General features: G+C 47.0%; 20 protein-coding genes and 1 other RNA gene. 17 read left to right on the forward strand and 4 right to left on the reverse strand.

Features of this window, described 5'->3' with window-relative positions; all coding sequences use genetic code 11:
• Window positions 1-43: 43 nt before the first annotated feature.
• The 16 genes from rpmI (at window position 44) to J7L64_01770 (ending at window position 13,513) form a co-directional block, all read left to right on the forward strand.
• A complete protein-coding gene (gene rpmI, locus J7L64_01695) occupies window positions 44-244 on the forward strand; it encodes a 50S ribosomal protein L35 (GenBank protein ID MCD6451065.1) in 201 nt (66 codons plus the stop codon).
• A gap of 38 nt (window positions 245-282) precedes the next feature.
• Window positions 283-639, forward strand: a complete 357-nt coding sequence (gene rplT, locus J7L64_01700; GenBank protein MCD6451066.1) for a 50S ribosomal protein L20 — start codon at window positions 283-285, stop codon at window positions 637-639.
• A gap of 16 nt (window positions 640-655) precedes the next feature.
• The gene (pheS, locus tag J7L64_01705; protein ID MCD6451067.1) at window positions 656-1,684 is read left to right on the forward strand and encodes a phenylalanine--tRNA ligase subunit alpha; all 1,029 of its coding nucleotides are present in this window, start codon (window positions 656-658) and stop codon (window positions 1,682-1,684) included.
• A 1-nt stretch (window position 1,685) separates the two neighbouring features.
• Window positions 1,686-3,749, forward strand: coding sequence for a phenylalanine--tRNA ligase subunit beta (locus tag J7L64_01710; GenBank protein ID MCD6451068.1), 2,064 nt, complete (start codon window positions 1,686-1,688; stop codon window positions 3,747-3,749).
• Window positions 3,750-3,756: 7 nt separating this feature from the next.
• A complete protein-coding gene (locus J7L64_01715; GenBank protein MCD6451069.1) occupies window positions 3,757-4,050 on the forward strand; it encodes a hypothetical protein in 294 nt (97 codons plus the stop codon).
• A 17-nt stretch (window positions 4,051-4,067) separates the two neighbouring features.
• Window positions 4,068-4,364, forward strand: coding sequence for a cell division protein ZapA (locus J7L64_01720; protein ID MCD6451070.1), 297 nt, complete (start codon window positions 4,068-4,070; stop codon window positions 4,362-4,364).
• A 37-nt stretch (window positions 4,365-4,401) separates the two neighbouring features.
• Window positions 4,402-4,589: non-coding RNA, 6S RNA (ssrS, locus tag J7L64_01725), on the forward strand.
• 107 nt (window positions 4,590-4,696) lie between these two features.
• Entirely contained in the window at window positions 4,697-6,262 is a 1,566-nt protein-coding gene (gene rny / locus J7L64_01730; protein MCD6451071.1) for a ribonuclease Y, read from the forward strand.
• A 12-nt stretch (window positions 6,263-6,274) separates the two neighbouring features.
• Window positions 6,275-7,090, forward strand: a complete 816-nt coding sequence (locus tag J7L64_01735; protein MCD6451072.1) for a TIGR00282 family metallophosphoesterase — start codon at window positions 6,275-6,277, stop codon at window positions 7,088-7,090.
• Window positions 7,091-8,452 (forward strand): exodeoxyribonuclease VII large subunit, encoded by a 1,362-nt coding sequence (locus J7L64_01740; GenBank protein ID MCD6451073.1) that lies wholly within the window; start codon window positions 7,091-7,093, stop codon window positions 8,450-8,452. It abuts the gene before it with no gap.
• Window positions 8,452-8,703 carry an exodeoxyribonuclease VII small subunit gene (locus J7L64_01745; protein MCD6451074.1) on the forward strand — a complete coding sequence of 84 codons (252 nt, stop codon included), beginning with the start codon at window positions 8,452-8,454 and terminating at the stop codon, window positions 8,701-8,703. Before J7L64_01740 ends, J7L64_01745 begins: the two co-directional genes overlap by 1 nt.
• Window positions 8,704-8,711: 8 nt before the next feature.
• A complete protein-coding gene (locus J7L64_01750) occupies window positions 8,712-9,599 on the forward strand; it encodes a polyprenyl synthetase family protein (protein ID MCD6451075.1) in 888 nt (295 codons plus the stop codon).
• A gap of 52 nt (window positions 9,600-9,651) precedes the next feature.
• Entirely contained in the window at window positions 9,652-11,547 is a 1,896-nt protein-coding gene (locus J7L64_01755) for a 1-deoxy-D-xylulose-5-phosphate synthase (GenBank protein MCD6451076.1), read from the forward strand.
• Between the two features lie 5 nt (window positions 11,548-11,552).
• Complete coding sequence (locus J7L64_01760) at window positions 11,553-12,290, forward strand: TlyA family RNA methyltransferase (protein ID MCD6451077.1); 738 nt, start codon at window positions 11,553-11,555, stop codon at window positions 12,288-12,290.
• 7 nt (window positions 12,291-12,297) lie between these two features.
• Window positions 12,298-13,158 carry an NAD(+)/NADH kinase gene (locus tag J7L64_01765; protein ID MCD6451078.1) on the forward strand — a complete coding sequence of 287 codons (861 nt, stop codon included), beginning with the start codon at window positions 12,298-12,300 and terminating at the stop codon, window positions 13,156-13,158.
• Between the two features lie 13 nt (window positions 13,159-13,171).
• Window positions 13,172-13,513 carry an STAS domain-containing protein gene (locus tag J7L64_01770; GenBank protein ID MCD6451079.1) on the forward strand — a complete coding sequence of 114 codons (342 nt, stop codon included), beginning with the start codon at window positions 13,172-13,174 and terminating at the stop codon, window positions 13,511-13,513.
• A gap of 2 nt (window positions 13,514-13,515) precedes the next feature.
• Here J7L64_01770 and J7L64_01775 read toward each other — a convergent pair whose 3' ends face one another.
• Together J7L64_01775 and larE are read right to left on the reverse strand one after the other, a co-directional pair.
• On the reverse strand, window positions 13,516-15,012 hold the full coding sequence (locus J7L64_01775; protein ID MCD6451080.1) for a helix-turn-helix domain-containing protein: 1,497 nt from the start codon (window positions 15,010-15,012) through the stop codon (window positions 13,516-13,518).
• Window positions 15,005-15,832, reverse strand: a complete 828-nt coding sequence (gene larE / locus J7L64_01780; GenBank protein MCD6451081.1) for an ATP-dependent sacrificial sulfur transferase LarE — start codon at window positions 15,830-15,832, stop codon at window positions 15,005-15,007. Before larE ends, J7L64_01775 begins: the two co-directional genes overlap by 8 nt.
• Window positions 15,833-15,952: 120 nt before the next feature.
• Here larE and J7L64_01785 point away from each other — a divergent pair, with 120 nt between their 5' ends.
• Window positions 15,953-17,086: a PQQ-binding-like beta-propeller repeat protein gene (locus J7L64_01785; protein MCD6451082.1), complete on the forward strand. Its 1,134-nt coding sequence runs from the start codon at window positions 15,953-15,955 to the stop codon at window positions 17,084-17,086.
• On the opposite strand, the gene trxB is transcribed toward J7L64_01785, so the two are convergent.
• Together trxB and J7L64_01795 are read right to left on the reverse strand one after the other, a co-directional pair.
• Window positions 17,010-17,939 carry a thioredoxin-disulfide reductase gene (gene trxB / locus J7L64_01790; GenBank protein ID MCD6451083.1) on the reverse strand — a complete coding sequence of 310 codons (930 nt, stop codon included), beginning with the start codon at window positions 17,937-17,939 and terminating at the stop codon, window positions 17,010-17,012. The two genes, J7L64_01785 and trxB, sit on opposite strands and share 77 nt — an antisense overlap.
• A gap of 14 nt (window positions 17,940-17,953) precedes the next feature.
• A partial coding sequence (locus tag J7L64_01795) for a hypothetical protein (protein MCD6451084.1) occupies window positions 17,954-18,144 on the reverse strand: 191 nt, incomplete at its 5' end.

Below are 18,144 nucleotides of genomic sequence, written 5' to 3' on the forward strand. Positions count from 1 at the left end.
GGAAAAAGGTTTTTTTTTGAAAAAGTGAAAGGGAGATGAACTAATGCCTAAGATGAAAACACAAAGAGGGGCGGCAAAGCGATTTAGGTTCACCGCCCGGGGTAAGGTGGTGCGGAATAAGGCTTATGACAGCCATCTTCTCACCAAGAAGAGCGCTAAGAGGAAAAGAAATTTAGGTAAGAAAGAGATAATCACTACCCCTGGGGAGGTAAAACGGGTAAGAAAGATGCTCCCCTATGGGTAGCTATTGGGAAGCCGTCTAAATGGATATGAGGTGCCAGGATGCCGAGGGTAAAAAGAGGAAGTAACCATCTTAAAAGAAGAAAGAAGATCCTAAAGCTCGCCAAGGGTTATTACGGAGCAAAGAGCAAGCTCTACCGGACGGCGGCTGAGGCAGTAGATCGCGCCTTGGCCTATGCTTATCGCGACAGACGGGTAAAAAAGCGCGATTTCCGCAAACTCTGGATAGTGAGGATAAACGCTGCTTGTAGGACCAATGATCTGAGTTATTCCCGATTCATCTGTGGCCTCAAGAAGGCGGGGGTAACTCTCGATCGAAAGGTCTTGGCTGATATGGCGGTATCCGATCCTGATGGGTTTAGCCGTTTGGTAGAAGTAGCGAAAAACGCCCTTTCCTGAGCCAAGGGTGATAAAGGTGCGCGAAAGGATCGTCAGGATAAAGGAGGAGTTCATTCAGGAGACGAGCTCGGAATCTGCCCCTCTCAAAGTGGAGGAGCTAACTGCTAAATATTTAGGGAGAAAACGAGGGGTGATAACCGAGCTTATAAAGGAGCTTTCAAAGCTGCCAAAAGAACTCCGTCCGGAGATGGGGAGAGCGATAAATGAACTCAAGCGATTTGCCGAGGATAAACTCGCTGAACTTGAGGTTAAGAAAAAGGAACTCATAAGGAAAAAAGAAGAGAGGGAAAGGAGAATAGACATCACCCTTCCCGGAAGGATACCAGAAGTAGGAAAAGCCCACCCTATAATGGTTATTAAAGAGAAGATAGAGCGTATCTTCCTCGATATCGGTTACACCATAGAGGAGGGTCCGGAGATAGAGACCGATTATTATAATTTCGAAGCCTTGAATATGCCTCCAGAGCATCCAGCACGGGATAGCTGGAGCACCTTCTTCATCACCGGAAAAACTATGCTCCGAAGCCACACCTCCCCTGTTCAGATACGGACGATGGAAAGGAAAAAACCTCCTATCAGGATAATAATACCAGGAAGGGTGTATCGTCCTGACTGGGACATCCGTCATACCCCGATGTTCTATCAACTGGAAGGCTTGGTGGTAGATGAAGGTATAACCTTTGCCGACTTCAAGGGTACGATGGAATACTTCCTAAAGAGGCTCTTTGGGGAGAAAACGAGGACCAGGTTCCGCCCCAGTTTTTTCCCCTTTACCGAACCCTCAGCAGAGGTGGATATCGCTTGCTTCTCCTGTAACGGTAGTGGCTGTCGCCTCTGTGGTGGAAGCGGTTGGATCGAGATCCTCGGCTCGGGGATGGTCGATCCCTTCCTCTTTGAGAAGGTGGGCTACGATCCAGAGCGATACACTGGATTTGCCTGGGGAATGGGGCTCGATAGGATAACCCTCCTTTTGTATGGTATTGAGGATACGAGACTGTTTTACGAAAACGATCTAAGATTAATATCGCAATTTCCCGACTACTAAGATGAAGGCATCATTAAACTGGCTTAAGGACTACATCAAGATAGAAATCGAACCGAGCCAACTCGCCGAGCGGTTAAGTATGATAGGGCTGGCGGTGGATGCGGTAGAGCGCGTTGGCGATGACTACATCTTCGAGATAGATGTAACCACCAACAGACCAGACTGCCTCAACCATATCGGGATCGCTCGGGAGTTATCCGCCCTTACTGGCAAGGAACTTACCCTACCCTCCACAAGTTACCGGGAAGTGGGATCACCCATCGAGGAGGATGTCTCGGTTGAGATCGCCTATCCTGAGGGATGCTTTCGTTACTCTGCCCGTTTAGTTCGTGGGGTAAAGGTAGGACCTTCCCCTTCGTTCATCAGGGAAAGACTTCAAGCAGTGGGACTTCGTCCAGTAAACAATGTGGTAGATATAACCAACTATGTCCTCCTTGAATTGGGCCATCCCCTCCATCCGTTTGATCTCGCTAAGGTTAAAGAAGGACGCATCATTGTTCGTCGAGCAAAGAAGAAAGAAACGATCATCACTCTGGATGGAGTTGAACGCACTCTTCCTGAGGGAACTGTGGTCATCGCTGATCCAGAAAAAGCTATAGCTATCGGGGGTATTATGGGGGGGGCAAACAGCGAGATTACTGAAGGGACCACCGATGTCCTCATTGAGAGTGCTTATTTTGATTCCATTTTAGTCAGGCGTGCAACTCAGAGATTGGGACTTTCCACTGAAGCCTCTTATCGCTTCGAACGGGGAGCAGATCCAGAGATAACCCTCAAGGCTCTTGATAGGGTCTGCGCTCTGCTCGAAAAATACGCTGGGGGTGAGGTGGCCCCTGGTTTCATCGATGTTTATCCTCAAAAAGCAAAAGAGAAGGAAACGATAATCCGATTGCCCCGCTTGAATAGCTTCCTTGGGATAGAAATTCCTGAATCTTTCGTGGTCTCCGTTCTTGAACGTTTGGGCTTCAAGCTTCAGAAGAAAGAGACGGGTGTTTATCAAGTGAGGATCCCCAGCTTTCGGGTGGATGTTTTTCGCGAAGTGGACCTCTTCGAGGAAGTGACCAGATTTTACGGATATGATCGAATCCCCTCCCGGATGCCCTCATTTACTGGAGAAGAGGTAACCACAAACATAAAGTATGAACGAGAGAGATTAATAAGAAGATTACTCCTTGGAGCAGGTTATTACGAGGTTATGACCTACAGCTTCATTGCTCCCGATGAGAATAGACTCTTCAGCTTCCATCCGGAGAGGGAGCTTCGGATCCAAAACCCCATCTCCGAAAATATGGCAGTGATGCGGGGCAGCATGCTACCGGGGCTCTTAAATACTCTCCGCTACAACCTCGCCCGAGGAAAAAGAAACATCCGCCTATTCGAATTGGGAAGGGTCTTCTTCGAAAGAGAGAAAGGAGAGCTACCTGAAGAACGGGAAACCTTGGGGTTAGCCATAACCGGCTTGACCGGAGAAAAATTTTGGAAGGATAAAGAACGGGAGGTCGACTTTTTCGACATCAAGGGGATCGTTGAGCTTATCTTCAACCGGTTGACCTTTAAAGATATCCGTTTTATCGCCAAGGAGATCCCTTTCCTCCATAAAGGCCAATCAGGGGTAATCCTGTTTGAAGGGGAGGAAATAGGAAGAACAGGCTTACTCAAGCCGGAGATCGCCGAGAGATATGAAATACCTCCTGCAACCTTTGTGGCAGAGTTTTATCTCGATACGATCTACCAACTCCCCCCACTCGAAGTAAGATACAAACCGCTTCCTAAGTTCCCTTCGGTGAGGAGAGATATTTCGCTCATATTCTCCGAGGGGGTTAGCTATGAGATGATAGTCTCCACTATTTCTTCCCTGTCTATTCCCATCCTCACTCAGCTTCGGGTGATCGATCTCTATCGGGGTAAAGGCATCCCCGAAGGGGCGAAAAGTATAACTTTAAGCCTCTACTATCAGCATAAGGAACGCACCCTTACGGAAAAAGAGGTAGAAGAGGCGAATCAACGGATAATATCCCACCTCGAGAAAGAGCTTGGAGCAAAACTCCGCTTTAGCGATGGGTAAATTCCCTATGGACCCGCTTATAGAGCGTCTTAATTCTCTTGAAAAGAAGCTATCTCAAATGGTAGAATATATCAAAAGAGCCAAGCGGGAAAGAAACGAAGCCTTTTGTAAGGTGGAAGAATTAACGGCTCTTTTAAGAAACAAGGAACAAGCTCTTAAAGAGCTTACGCAAACAAAAGAAAGGGAGTTAAAACTGAGGGAAAACCTAAAAAGATTTGAAGAAGAAAGGGAGAAAATTAAATCGAAGATAAAGACGATACTAAGAGAGATTTCAGAACTGGAGAAAAAACAGGGAATATAAGCCAACTTGCCGATGCTATGAGAGGGGAGCGGAATACTCCAATAGAGGTTGAAATTGGGGGACAAGTTTATCGAATCCAGGGGGTAGGCAGTAAGCGATATCTTATGGAGCTCGCCTCATATGTAGACAGGAAGATCCAAGAGATCGCAGAAGCAACACAAGCGGTTGATTCGGTAAAACTGGCTGTTCTTGCTGCCTTGAATATTGCCGATGAATACTTCCGGATGAAAAAGGATTATCAACTTCTTTGTCGAAAAGCGCTTGATAAGTTGGAACGAATGGAGAACCTATTAGCTGAGGTAGGGAAAGAGTGAGTTTTACCAATCGAATAAAGAGAAAAGTATTATGCTTTCTCCCCTACGAAGCCGGCGTTGAGATGAGAAAACTGAGCCAACACCTCTGAAATGGGAGTCCGGGTCTTTTCACGGTGTGCAAGCCCTCCTCCTCTTTATGAGAGGGAAGCCTAAAGTGAAAAGCAGGACACCCACCTGGGAGACCAGGTTCAGATGATTATCTCAACGCAGCTCCGTGGGGGAGTTTATATTTAAACCTTGCAAGTGCTTCCCCAGAGGCAAAGTGGTTTTATATTCCCCTCGGAAGATTTCCACGAAAATATTATGAGCGTTGAGAAAGGGGTGAGAAGAAGGTGAAGGGTTACTTGATAGAACTACTAATCGCACTAGCAGTAGGTTTTGGCTTTTTTCTCACTTGGTACTTAGTGAGAAAATACAAGATAAACGAGATCATAAAGGAAGCGAAGAAAAAAGCAGAACAGATAATCGAAGAAGCAAAAAGAGAAGGAGAAACCTTAAAGAAAGAAGCTGCCCTCGAAGCGAGGGAGCAGATGATAGCTTTGAAAGCTGAAACCGAGGAACAACTTAGAATAAGAAGGAGAGAGCTCCAAAGCTATGAGAGGAGGCTTCAGCAACGCGAAGAGCAATTGGAGCGGAAGAATTACCAGCTTGAAGTCAAAGAGCGGGATTTGCGGGAAAAAGAGAAACGAATCTCTTACAATGCTCAAAAAATAGCCAAGATGGAGCAGAGATACAACCGTCTCATCCGAGAACAAGAAGAGCAATTGGAGCGGATTTCGGGAATGAGCGTGGAGGAAGCAAAAGAAGCGTTGATGAAGATCATAGAGGAAGACGCGAAAAAGGAAGCAGCGAAGATAGTAAAAAGCATCGAAGAAGAAGCAAGGGAACAGGGGCTCGCTAAGGCGAAGGAGATAATTGCCCAAGCAATCCAGCGTTGTGCTTCAGAACATGTAGTGGAGACGACCGTATCGGTAGTGGACCTTCCCAATGACGATATGAAGGGGAGGATCATTGGTCGTGAGGGAAGAAACATCAGAGCTTTAGAGATGGCTACCGGAATTGATCTAATAATAGACGACACACCGGAAGCGGTGATCATATCGAGCTTCGATCCTCTTCGTCGGGAGATAGCTAAGGTATCTCTCGAAAGGCTTATCGCCGATGGGAGGATACATCCCGCCCGAATCGAGGAGGTGGTGGAAAAGGTAAAAGCTGAGTTCGAAGAAAAGATGAAAAAGGAAGGAGAGACCGCAGCACTCGATCTCGGGATCCAAGAGGTCCATCCGGAACTGCTCAAACTATTGGGCAAACTTTATTACCGCACCTCCTATGGTCAAAATACCCTTCAGCATTCTAAAGAGGTAGCCATTTTAGCTGGCTTGATGGCGGTGGAGCTTGGGGCAGATGTTCAGGTAGCGAAACGGGGAGGGCTTCTGCACGATATAGGGAAGGCAATAGATCGAGAAACCGAGGGGACTCATACCAAGTTGGGAGTGGACATCTTAAAGCGATATGGAGAGGACCCCCGGGTGATCCACTGTGTTGAGGCACACCATTCCGATGTCGAACCCCAAACAATAGAGGCGGTATTGGTCCAGGCTGCAGACACCCTTTCCGCTGCCCGTCCCGGTGCTAGGCGGGAGATATTGGAAAACTATATCAAGCGGTTGGAAAAACTTGAGAGTATTGCCGATTCTTACCATGGGGTATCAAAAGCTTACGCCATCCAGGCAGGAAGAGAGGTTCGAATAATAGTCGAGAGCGATAAGGTAACTGACGATGAGGCAATCTGGCTCTCCAAAGATATCGCCCGGCGGATAGAAAGGGAACTCGATTATCCCGGCGAGATCAAAGTCACCGTGATACGGGAGACAAGGGCGATAGATTATGCTAAATGAAGGCGGGGTTTAATGAATATCCTCTTTATAGGCGACATAATGGGAAAACCGGGGAGGCGTGCTCTAAAAGAGCAATTCCAAAAGCTGATCGACGAGTTCAATATAGACTTCACCATAGTGAATGTAGAAAATGCTGCTGGTGGCTTTGGGATAACCCCCAAAATAGCTGAGGAGTTTCTTTCCTTGGGAGCGAATGTCCTCACTTCGGGTAATCACATCTGGGATCGACGAGAGATATACGAGTACCTGGAAAAGGAACCGAGACTCCTCAGGCCGGAAAACTACCCCCCAGAGAGCCCAGGGAAGGGGATCTATTTAGGTAAAGCGGCTGATGGAAATCTGATAGGAGTAGTAAATTTGCTTGGCAAAACCTTTATGCGCTGTTTCGAATGTCCCTTTCGGGCAGCAGAGCGAATCACCTCGGAGCTAAAGGAGATAACCAACATCGTGGTAGTCGATTTCCACGCTGAGGCGACTTCGGAGAAGGTAGCTATGGGGTGGTTTCTCGATGGGCGGGTCAGCGCAGTGATCGGCACTCATACCCATGTTCAGACCGCTGATGAGCGGGTGCTGCCCGGAGGAACCGCTTACATCACCGATGTAGGTATGACCGGACCCCACGATTCAGTAATCGGAATAAAGAAGGAAATAGCTATCGAGAGGTTTCTCACCTATCTTCCCAATCGATTTGAGGTGGCTAAGGGGGATGTTCGACTCTCGGCAGTGGTTATCGAGATCGACACAGAAACCGGGCTTTCCCGAACGATTAAAAAAATCCAATATCCTATAGCTTCCAAAACCGAGCAAGAGGGAAACGAGGGATTATAGATGGAAGACCTTCCCGGATGGGAGAGGAAAATATATTCCGTCTCCGAGTTAAATAGACTGGTTCGTTTTCAACTTGAGACTGAGTTTCCCAATATCTTTGTCGAAGGGGAGATATCCAATCTCCGTTCCCCCATATCAGGACATCTCTATTTCACCTTGAAAGATGAATTTTCCCAACTAAAGGCGGTTATGTTTCGAAGTTACACCGAACTCCTCCGGTTCGTACCAGAAGATGGGATGAAGGTCATCGCTCAGGGAACCCTCACCCTTTATGAGCCGAGGGGAGAATATCAACTGAATGTATCCCTTCTCGAGCCAAAAGGGATAGGTGCTCTTCAGCTCGCCTTGGAACAGCTAAAAAGAAAGCTAAAAGCAGAGGGATTGTTCGATGAAAAGCACAAGAAAAAGATCCCCCTTTATCCTAAGAAGATCGGGATCATAACCTCCCCCACCGGTGCCGCCATAAGGGACATCTTGAGGATAATCAAGCGAAGATTCGCTGAGGTCGAAATTTTAATCTTCCCTACCCGGGTTCAGGGAGAGGAGGCGGCAAGGGAGATAGCCTTTGCCATCGAGTATATGAATACGAGGGATGATATTGATGTTCTCATCTTAGCAAGGGGTGGTGGCTCTTTCGAAGATCTGCTTCCGTTCAACGATGAGACCGTTGCCCGAAAGATATTCGCCTCTCGCATCCCAGTGATATCAGCGGTAGGACATGAGATAGACTATACCATCGCCGATATGGTCGCCGATCTACGCGCCCCTACCCCATCTGCTGCTGCCGAGCTGGTGGTTAGAAATAAAGAGGAGGTCATTGAAAATCTAAGAAGCCTCGAACAGCGGTTGATAAACTCCTTCTCATACATCCTCGAAATTAAGCGAAGAAAAACGACTGAGCTTATGAACCGCCCTGCCCTCCTTTCGCTGCCTGGCACCCTTAGTCAGTATCTCCAGCGGGTAGATGAGCTTCACTATCGTCTATCTGCCAATCTCGAGGGTTTCATCCATACAATACAAACCCGTCTCTCCTTAGCCAATAAGGGATTAAGGAGGATAGACCTCAAACGGATGATAGGTGAAAAACGAAAAGAGATTCAGCTTTATCTCACGAAGATATCGAACCTTACCGAGGGTTCCTTCAGGGAAAAGGAGAAAGTTATCAGTACCTTGGGGGGGAAATTGGAGAGCCTTAACCCAACCGCTATCTTAAACCGAGGATATGCCATCTGCACCAAATCAAAAGAAGAAAAGCCGCTTCTCGCCGCCTCCCAAGTGAAGTCAGGGGAAAGGGTCAATGTAAGGCTCTCTTTGGGCAAACTCGGTTGTACCGTTGAGGAAACCTTTCTTGGGGAAGGCTAATGAGTAATAAAAAGAAAGAAAAGAGCTTCGAAGATGCTTTAAAAAGACTGGAAGAAATAGTCGCCCTCCTTGAAAAAGGGGGGCTAAGTCTTGAGGAATCCCTCTCCCTCTTCGAGGAAGGGGTTAACCTCTCCCGTTTCCTCCATAAAAAGCTGAAGGAGGCGGAAAGGAAAGTGGAGATACTAAAGCAGACCGAAACTGGCGATTTTACCGAAGCCCCATTCGAAGAAGGGATAGAGGAGGAAGAATAGAGCGAAAGATGAATTTAGCTTCCTATCTGGCATCAAAAAAAGAAAAAATAGACAGGACTCTTGACACTATATTACCCAAGCCAGATGAGTACCCCGAGATCATCCACCGGGCGATGCGGTACTCGGTCTTTGCCGGAGGGAAAAGACTCCGTCCTATCCTCGCCCTCGCCTCCGCCGAGGCGGTCGGCGGTAAGGAGGAAGAAATACTCCCCATCGCCTGTTCCCTGGAATTGATCCATACCTACTCCCTCATCCATGATGACCTCCCAGCGATGGATAACGACGACTTCCGCCGAGGGAAGCCAACCTCCCACCGGGTTTTCGGCGAAGCAATAGCCATCTTAGCTGGCGATGCCCTTTTAACCCTTGCCTTCGAACAGTTGGCGGCAGTTCCAGAAGATCTGGTACCCCCCAAAAGAAAGATAAAAGTAATAAAAGAGATAGCTTCTGCCTCCGGTAGCCGAGGAATGGTGGGAGGACAGGTGGTCGATATCGAATCTGAGGGGAAAAAGGTAAACCTTCCCACTGTAACCTACATCCACCAAGCGAAAACAGGAAGATTGATCACCGCCTCGGTACGAATAGGAGGCATTGTAGCAGGTGCCACTCCCTCTCAGCTCGATGCCCTCTCCGTCTATGGAGAAAATGTTGGTCTTGCCTTCCAGATAATCGACGATATCCTCGACATCACCGGCTCCAAGGAGAAGTTGGGGAAAGAGGTTGCCAAGGACGCTATCCGAGGTAAGGCTACCTATCCTGGGGTAGTAGGTATTGCAGAAGCAAAAAAACGGGCTTTTGAAGCGGCAGAGGAAGCGATAAAGGCTCTCTCTCAATTTGGGGAGGCTGCCCGCCCCCTTAGAGAGATAGCAAAGTTCATTATCTCCCGGGAGACATAACTTTGCCTATTCGTCACTATTTGAGGTATGATATAAGAAGGAGTCCGTTAAGATGGAGAAAAGGATGCTGGAGAAGATAAATTCGCCTCAAGACCTAAAAAAACTCTCCATAAACGAGCTTGCCCAACTTGCCAAGGAGATACGGGAATTCATCATCGATGTGGTATCGAAAACTGGAGGACATTTAGCATCAAATCTTGGTGCTGTGGAACTAACATTAGCCCTCCATTATGTTTTCGACTTCAGTAAGGATAGAATCATTTGGGATGTAGGACATCAGACCTATACTCATAAGATAATAACTGGGAGAAGGGAAAAGTTCCCCACCTTAAGGCAATATGGAGGAATAAGCGGCTTCCCGAGAAGAGAGGAAAGTCCCTACGATCACTTCAACACGGGACACAGCAGTACTTCTATCTCAGCAGCGCTTGGGATGGCAGCTGCCAGGGATTACAAGAAAGAAAACCATTATGTGGTAGCGGTGATCGGCGATGGGTCAATGACCGCAGGTTTGGCTCTCGAAGGACTAAACCAAGCAGGGTATTTGGGGAAAAACCTGATCCTCATCCTAAACGATAACGAGATGTCCATCTCCCCCAATGTGGGTGCCATTTCGAGGTATCTCCATCAAATCATAACAGGTCAGGTTTACAACAAGCTGAAGGAAGATATTAAAACCCTCCTTGGCTTTATCCCGGTATTCGGGGAACAGATGATCCGTTTTGCTCACAGTATCGAAGAGGCGGTTAAACGGATATTCGTACCCGGTATGCTGTTTGAAGAGCTTGGTTTCAAATATATAGGACCGGTGAAAGGTCATAATCTCCCTCAACTCATAGAGGTTTTGAACGAGATAAAAAAGATAGAGGGACCAATCCTCCTCCATATAACAACCAAAAAGGGGAAAGGGTATCCTCCAGCAGAGAAGAGCCCCACCCTTTTCCATGGAGCCTCTCCCTTCGTAATAAAAGATGGGACATTTATCAAAAAGAAAGACGCTCCTCCCACTTACACCAAGGTCTTCGGTGAGACGATAACAGAATTAGCCGCCAAAGACAAAAATATCATCTGTATAACCGCAGCAATGCCAGAAGGAACTGGTCTTAACAAGTTCGCTGAGAAATTTCCCGATCGTTTCTTCGATGTAGGGATAGCGGAACAGCATGGTATAACCTTCGCTGCAGGCTTGGCCTGTGAGGGTTTGAAACCAGTGGCTGCGATATACTCTACCTTTCTCCAACGAGCGCTTGACGAGGTCCTTCACGATGTGTGCCTGATGGACCTTCCGGTTACCATCGCTATGGACCGGGCTGGTATCGTCGGCGATGACGGACCAACCCACCATGGGCTCTACGATCTCTCCTACCTCCGCTCCCTCCCCAACATAATAATCATGGCGCCCAAGGATGAAAATGAACTAAAGCATATGCTTTATACCGCCATAGAAACGCCTCATCCTGTAGCTATCAGATATCCTCGAGGAGAAGCGGTGGGGGTACCATTGGACCCTGAATGTAAACTCCTACCTATTGGACGGGGGGAAATACTTCGGGAGGGAAAGGAGTTAGCGATTTTCGCCATTGGCCATATGGTGTACCCCTCTTTGGAAGCGGCGGAACGCCTATCCAAGGAAGGAATTGAGGCTTTCGTGGTCAACGCTCGGTTTGTAAAACCCCTTGATGAGGAACTCATCTCCCAATTGGCGAGTAAGGTCACCTTGGTCGTCACTGTGGAAGAGAATTCACTTCTCGGCGGATTTGGGAGTGCAATCTGTGAACTCCTTGCAGACACCAATGTAAGAGAACCGAGGATATTACGAATTGGAGTGCCCGATGAGATAATCCCCCACGGCTCCCAGCATATCCTGCGTCATAGATTGGGGCTTGATGGGGAGGGGATCTACCGTCGAATATCAAAGTTCCTGAAAGAAACAGAAAAAAACAAATAGAAGCTATGGGAAAAGAGCGAGCAGACCTCCTCCTCGTGAGGAAGGGTTTGGTGGAAACTCGAGAGAAAGCAAAAAGGCTCATTATGGCAGGAGCGGTAAAAGCAGGGGAGAAAAGGATAAAAAAGCCGAGCGAGCTCATAGAAGAAAACGAAGAGCTCAAAGTAACAGAAACGCTCCCTTATGTAAGCCGAGGGGGGATCAAACTTGCTTTTGCCCTCGATCATTTCGGAATAGAGATCCGGGGGAAGGTGGTACTCGATGTGGGCGCCAGTACCGGAGGCTTCACCGATTGTCTTATAAAGCGGGGGGCAAAAAAGGTTTACGCCCTTGATGTGGGCTATGGTCAGCTCGACTGGCGCCTTCGCAAAGACCCAAGGGTAGTACCGATCGAAAGGCAAAACATACGCTACTTTATCAAAGAACAACGGCCCCAACCGGTGGATCTCATCACAGTGGATGTCTCCTTCATCTCCCTAAAGAAAGTTCTCCCCCACCTTATCCCTCTCGTCATAGAAGGAGGGGAGATCCTCTGCCTGATCAAACCCCAATTTGAGGTGGGAAAAGAAGAGGTAGAGAAGAAAGGGATTATCAAAACACCGGAAAAACATAAAAAAGTGGTTGAGGAAATATCCATATTTGCTCAAAATATTGGGTTGGTGAGTAAGGGAATCATCCCTTCACCCATTCTCGGGGTTAAAGGAAATAAGGAGTTCTTTATCTATCTGGTAAAGCCAAAAGGGTAAGGTACCGATGGAGATAAGATGTGCGGGAATCATAGCCAAGCCAAAAGCAGAGGTGGCAAAGAAGGTCATCGCTGAGCTCCTCAGCTGGCTAAAGGAAAAGAAAATAGAGGTTATCTTCGACAATCAAACCGCTGCCCTTGCTGAGGGGGTTACCGGCGAATCACGAGAGATCCTTGCCAATAAAGCTGACCTTATCATCGTATTGGGAGGTGATGGAACCCTTTTAAATGTCGCTCATTCGATAAAGGGAAGCAAAACCCCTATCCTGGCAGTAAATTTAGGGAGTATGGGCTTTCTCACCGAGGTGAGTTTGAACGATCTTTATCCCATGCTCACCAAGGTACTTGAGGGAGAATATCGCCTTGATCCGCGGATGATGCTATACTCCCGCCTCTTTCGCCATAGTGAGGAGATGCTCAGCTATCATGTGCTCAACGATGTAGTGATAAACAAGAGTGCTCTCGCCCGGATAATAGACATAGAGGTACGCATAGATGGCCACCTGGTAACTGTGTTTAAATCGGACGGACTAATCATTGCTACTCCTACCGGTTCAACCGCTTACTCCTTAGCCGCGGGAGGTCCTATAATCTTTCCCAGTATGGAGGCGGTCATAATAACCCCTATCTGCCCCCATAGTCTCACTAATCGATCATTGGTAGTGCCGCCCGATTCAACCATCGAAGCGACCTTAAAAACCACCGATGAAGAGGTCTACCTCACCCTCGATGGACAAGAGGGACTATTCTTGAGACCAGGAGATAAAATAGAGATAGTAAAAAGCCCGCATATTCTTTACCTCATCCATTCACCCCGGAAGAACTATTTTGAAGTATTAAGAAACAAACTAAAATGGGGCGAAAGATAAGACGAGGTTAGCAATGGAGATAACTAAAAGAGAGAAGGGAGAAGTGACTATCCTCGATATAAAGGGAAAGATGGCACTTGGTTATAATGAAGGAGCATTGAGGGAAGAAATAGAAGATCTCCTTAAAGAAGGAAAAAGAAAGATCATAATAAACCTATCTGAAGTAAGTTATATGGATAGCACAGGTGTGGGAGAGTTGGTGAGCTCTTTTAGGGAAGCGAAAAATCGCGAAGCAGTGATCAAGATAATTAATGTAGGAAATAAGGTTTATCGGACGCTCACCATAATGAAGCTTCTTCCCATATTCAAGGTCTTTTCGAGCGAGGAAGAGGCGCTAAAAAGTTTCGCTAAATAAGCCTATTCCCGCCTTTCGCGCCACCTATCATAACGAGCAAGGTATCCCCTTACCACTTCTTCGGGATTCAACCCTAACACCTTGGCATACTCAACAATGAAACCGCGGAGATAAACTCGAGGGGGAAGGGAAGCAAAATCCTCCTCCTCTATAAGCTCCAAATTACGGAGGGTTATTTTAGTCCTGGTAGATATCTCCTCAAGAGGTATATTCCTCAATACACGGATCTTCTTCAAATAGCTTCCGCTATATACCTCATCGAGAACAGGGAAGGTGTCTCTCTCCTTAATCTCTCCCTTCCCTCCTCTAAGGGTGGTATAATCCACACACTCTTCTCCTTTAATCTCCCCCCTTTCCACCAATCGAGAATCATACTTTACCCTTTCCTCAGGATCACTCAGGATGCGATAAGCTCGACCAATGAGCTCTGATATCTTGGAGATTTCCGCAGAGGAAAGAAGAAAATAAATGGCGAAATTATCCTCCTGATAGAACCTTTTCATTCGCTCATATCCCCTTGCCACCTCTTCCAAAGAAGCGTCAGGGGAGATGCCGAGGAGCTGATAATAGTTAAGCGAGGAAGCGGGCTTTAACTCAAAATCCTGCTTCTTACGATAAGAGACAATGATATTGGCGAGGTTTTCTATCCCAAGCGAGACGGCAGAATCCTTGTCGATGGATATCAACGGACGAGCGGTTAAAGCCGATTTTTCCATCGCCTCATCATAAGGAATGGAACCAACATAAGAAAGGGGAATACCAAGGTGATATCGAACAGCCCACTCAATCATCTTCCCCATCCTCTTCTCCCCCTTATCCTTAACCTGATTCAACGCTAACCCGACGGTAAGGCTATCCCTCGCCTCAGCCACCTTGGGAACAAACTCTGGAAGCAAAGATTTGACTTGCTCCACAACATCAAAAGAAGAAGAGACCCCTCTTTCTACAAGTCTATTAAGAAATGTCTTCATTTCTTTCGCCGGAATCGAGTGCTGAAGATAACGGAGGAAAGCAGCCTTTAAGAAACGATAACATCCCTCGAGAGCAGCGGGAAACGGAAGGGTTATAAGAAGCTTCCTCTCCGCCTGTAGAAAAAGATCAAGGGTGTTGTAGGAAGTCCCCCCTCCAATATCCAATATCACATAGTCAGCATCAAGTTCGGAAAGAGCATTGATGAACCTTAATTTCTGATAGTAACGGATACTAAATGCCATTAAATCGGTCACTATCCCGGGAACAAGCGAGAGGTTCGGAATATTGGTTTCGATTCTCAACTCATTCAGATCTTTTACCCCCCGAAAGAGGAAATCAGCGAGGGATAGTTTAGGAAAGCCAACGCCCAAATAGGTGTGAAGACTCGCCCCACCAAGATTTGCATCAACGAGAACAACCCTCCTCCCAGAGAGGGCGAGATACCCACCAAGGTTAACTGCAATAAGGCTCACCCCCACTCCACCTTTACCGCTGGCAATACCTATTATTTCTGGCGCTTCAGCCATCTTTGCTATCCTTCCTCAAAAGGGGCTCATTCATACTCCCTTGACGATACCCTTCAAGATCGAGGGCAATGAAATGATAGCCTATCTCTTTGAAAGCCTTCACTATCTTCCGCTTAACCTCAGGAGAAACTGCTCTCTTGATATCTTCACTCTCCAACTCGATCCTCGCCAACTCCTGATGATGTCTTACTCTAAATTGGTGGAAACCAAGCTCCCGTAAAACCTCCTCCGCTCTCTCCACCATCACCAGCTTCTCCTTAGTTATGGGATGATGGTAAGGAAACCGGGAGGCAAGACAAGCAAATGAAGGCTTATTCCAGGTAGAAAGTCCTGCTTTTCGTGAAAGGTTCCTCACCTCTTCTTTAGAGAGCCCCGCCTCTATCAACGGGCTTTTTACCCCAAGCTCCGATATCGCTCTCCGTCCCGGTCTAAAATCGGAAAGATCATCCAGGGTGCTCCCCTCAGCGACAAAGGAAAAACCCTCCTCCTTAGCGATCTCAATAAGGGAGGTAAGGAGTTCCTTCTTGCAGTAATAACATCTATCCTCAGGATTTTCTCTAAATTTCGGCACATCGAGCTCATTGGAGTTGATCACTTTATGAGGTATACTCCATTTCTTGGCAAATTCCTTCGCCTCCTTTAGCTCGTGAACGGGGTAGGTAGGACTATCCGCCGTAATCGCAAGCATCCGTTCCCCCAATACCTGGTGAGCAATATAGGTCAAATAGCTACTATCTACCCCTCCGCTAAAGGCAACCACCAAGGAGCCATAACCTTCTATTATCTCCTTTAATCTTTTCTCCTTCGCAGAAAGAGACATCTCATCCTTAATGTTAAAAAAGTAGCTTCCTTGAGTCAAAATATTTTGTTGCAGGATTATTGAAGCAAACCTTTGACAGACGAAGCTATTTTGGTTATTTTCTTAAAGTTGGAGGTTGAAATGTTCAAATTGAAGAAAAATTTTATCCCCCTTTTCCTCTTCTCCTTCCTTATTATCCTTCCACCAAATAAACCCGACCTACTGTTGTCCAAAGTATGGGAAGTATCATTTCCCAGTAATGGGAAACCGCGAGCGATTGTGGCGGCACCAATTGGGAATAATGAGAGGATTTACGGGGTGGCAAAAAACGGTATCGTCCAAGCCATCTCGTTGCAAGGAAAGGTGGTTTGGGAGTACGATGCCGGTGAGGAAATCACCCTCCCTCTATTAATCCTCCGAGGACTTCTTTTTGTACTCTCCCCCTCGGGAAGGCTAATCGCTCTAAATGTGGAAACGGGTGAGGTCTTTTTTGAAAAAAACTTCGGGAAGGGGATAACCTCTGGTGCCGTTTCTCAAGATGGGACTATACTCTTAGGGTTTAAAGGGGGGAAACTTTGCGCCTTTTCTTGCCTATCGGGGAAAAAGCTCTGGTCTTTCTCTACCCAGGGGGATATTGTAGCTTCCCCCCTAATTATAAGAGAAAAGCTCTTTTTGGGAACCACTAAGGGAAAGCTTTATTCCATAGATCCAAAAAAGAAAGGGAGACCCATATGGGAGAAAACCCTCCCTGGTGAGCTAAGGGCTTCTATCGTTTACAGTAAGGGAAAACTGTTTTTGGGTTCTACCTCCGATTATTTCTACGCCGTTGATGCGACTTCGGGAAAGATGAAATGGAGATTCCGGACTGGTGGGGATATCATCACTAAAGCAATAGCTTGGAAGAATTATATTATTGTATCTTCTTTGGATTCATCCCTTTATTGTTTTTCTCAAAAACGCGGGCATCTTATATATCGGATCGACCTTCCCTTCCGAAGTTATTTGAGCCCACTTTCTGCCTTCGATCACCTATTTATCGCGCCATATGGATCAAAATTGTTAATTATTGAACCACGAACTGGAAGGAGAAAAGGAGAGTTAGAGGTGGGGGAATTAATCACCTCTCCACCTCTTTACTTCCATAACTTGATAATAGTAGGAACAAACAAGGGAAAGCTTGTCGGTTTCGGAAAAGGAGCTAAAGCCAACCCTCCTCAAGAAGATAATTCTCGGCAGCAACAGCAGCGGTTGTGGCGTCGCCTACCGCATTGGTGATCTGACGCACCAGCTGAGCCCGGACATCACCAGCAGCAAAGATACCAGGGATGGATGTTTCCATCTTCTCATTGGTTATCAGATAGCCAGCTTCATCAGTCTCTATCTTATCTCGGAAGATCCCTGAATTGGGGCGAAATCCGATGTAGATAAATAAGCCATCAATGGCAAGGCTTTTTTCCTCTCCCGTCTTCCGATTCTCAAGCACGATGTTATGGACGGTATCGTCCCCCTCTATCCTCCTAACGACGCTGTTCCAAATAACCTCTATCTTCTCATTCGAAAGAGCCCTCTTCTGGAGATGAAGAAGTGCCCTCAATCTCTCTCTTCTATGGATAAGGTAAACCTTATCTACATACTTGGTGAGAAATATCGCCTCGCTGACCGCCGCATCCCCTCCGCCGACAACCGCTACCTTCTTGCCCGTATAAAGGGGACCATCACAAACGGCACAATAGGAAACCCCTTTTCCTTCAAACTCCTTCTCGCCAGGCACGTTTAGCTTGGCTGGTTCGCCACCGGCACAGATAATAACTACCGGTGCGCTATAGGTACCACCACTGGTGCGAACAAACTTCATTCCCTCTTCGGACCAAATCTCCTTCGCCTCTTCAAACGCTATCTCAAGTCCAGCAGAACGGGCTTGCTTCTCCATCTTCTGAGCAAGTTCAAATCCGGTTATCTTCTCAAAGCCAGGATAGTTTTCTATGACATCGGTGTTCAATATCTGCCCTCCGGGCATCTTCCTTTCGAAAAGAATAGTCTTAACATTGGCTCGCGAAGTATACATCCCTGCAGTAAGACCTGCGGGTCCTCCACCAACTATTATCACCTGGTAGTCCTTGGTGATCATAGTGAAGCCTCCTCTCATCCCTCCTTCTTCTCTGTTATAGTAATTTCGTAACCATTTATCTTGACTTCATTTACCATACAATTACACATCGAAGCCTTCTGAGGCTCCATCTTGCTCTCCAAACACTTGAGAAAAGCATCTGCGGGACTCTCCGCCACCACTAAACGCCAACAAGGGTTTTCCCCAAGATGGGAAACGATGTATA

The organism is Acidobacteriota bacterium (genome assembly GCA_021161905.1).
Taxonomy (GTDB): Bacteria; Acidobacteriota; B3-B38; order Guanabaribacteriales; family JAGGZT01; genus JAGGZT01.

What these genes read in the sequence shown, in the direction of transcription:
- J7L64_01720 (MCD6451070.1), top strand. Translation starts at nt 4,068, where the DNA reads ATGAGAGGGGAGCGGAATACTCCAATAGAGGTTGAAATTGGGGGACAA.
- J7L64_01745 (MCD6451074.1), top strand. Translation starts at nt 8,452, where the DNA reads ATGAGTAATAAAAAGAAAGAAAAGAGCTTCGAAGATGCTTTAAAAAGA.
- J7L64_01710 (MCD6451068.1), top strand. Translation starts at nt 1,686, where the DNA reads ATGAAGGCATCATTAAACTGGCTTAAGGACTACATCAAGATAGAAATC.
- J7L64_01715 (MCD6451069.1), top strand. Translation starts at nt 3,757, where the DNA reads ATGGACCCGCTTATAGAGCGTCTTAATTCTCTTGAAAAGAAGCTATCT.
- J7L64_01750 (MCD6451075.1), top strand. Translation starts at nt 8,712, where the DNA reads ATGAATTTAGCTTCCTATCTGGCATCAAAAAAAGAAAAAATAGACAGG.
- J7L64_01740 (MCD6451073.1), top strand. Translation starts at nt 7,091, where the DNA reads ATGGAAGACCTTCCCGGATGGGAGAGGAAAATATATTCCGTCTCCGAG.
- rplT (MCD6451066.1), top strand. Translation starts at nt 283, where the DNA reads ATGCCGAGGGTAAAAAGAGGAAGTAACCATCTTAAAAGAAGAAAGAAG.
- J7L64_01765 (MCD6451078.1), top strand. Translation starts at nt 12,298, where the DNA reads ATGGAGATAAGATGTGCGGGAATCATAGCCAAGCCAAAAGCAGAGGTG.
- rpmI (MCD6451065.1), top strand. Translation starts at nt 44, where the DNA reads ATGCCTAAGATGAAAACACAAAGAGGGGCGGCAAAGCGATTTAGGTTC.
- J7L64_01755 (MCD6451076.1), top strand. Translation starts at nt 9,652, where the DNA reads ATGGAGAAAAGGATGCTGGAGAAGATAAATTCGCCTCAAGACCTAAAA.
- J7L64_01760 (MCD6451077.1), top strand. Translation starts at nt 11,553, where the DNA reads ATGGGAAAAGAGCGAGCAGACCTCCTCCTCGTGAGGAAGGGTTTGGTG.
- J7L64_01785 (MCD6451082.1), top strand. Translation starts at nt 15,953, where the DNA reads ATGTTCAAATTGAAGAAAAATTTTATCCCCCTTTTCCTCTTCTCCTTC.
- J7L64_01770 (MCD6451079.1), top strand. Translation starts at nt 13,172, where the DNA reads ATGGAGATAACTAAAAGAGAGAAGGGAGAAGTGACTATCCTCGATATA.
- larE (MCD6451081.1), bottom strand. Translation starts at nt 15,832, where the DNA reads ATGTCTCTTTCTGCGAAGGAGAAAAGATTAAAGGAGATAATAGAAGGT.
- trxB (MCD6451083.1), bottom strand. Translation starts at nt 17,939, where the DNA reads ATGATCACCAAGGACTACCAGGTGATAATAGTTGGTGGAGGACCCGCA.
- J7L64_01775 (MCD6451080.1), bottom strand. Translation starts at nt 15,012, where the DNA reads ATGGCTGAAGCGCCAGAAATAATAGGTATTGCCAGCGGTAAAGGTGGA.
- J7L64_01735 (MCD6451072.1), top strand. Translation starts at nt 6,275, where the DNA reads ATGAATATCCTCTTTATAGGCGACATAATGGGAAAACCGGGGAGGCGT.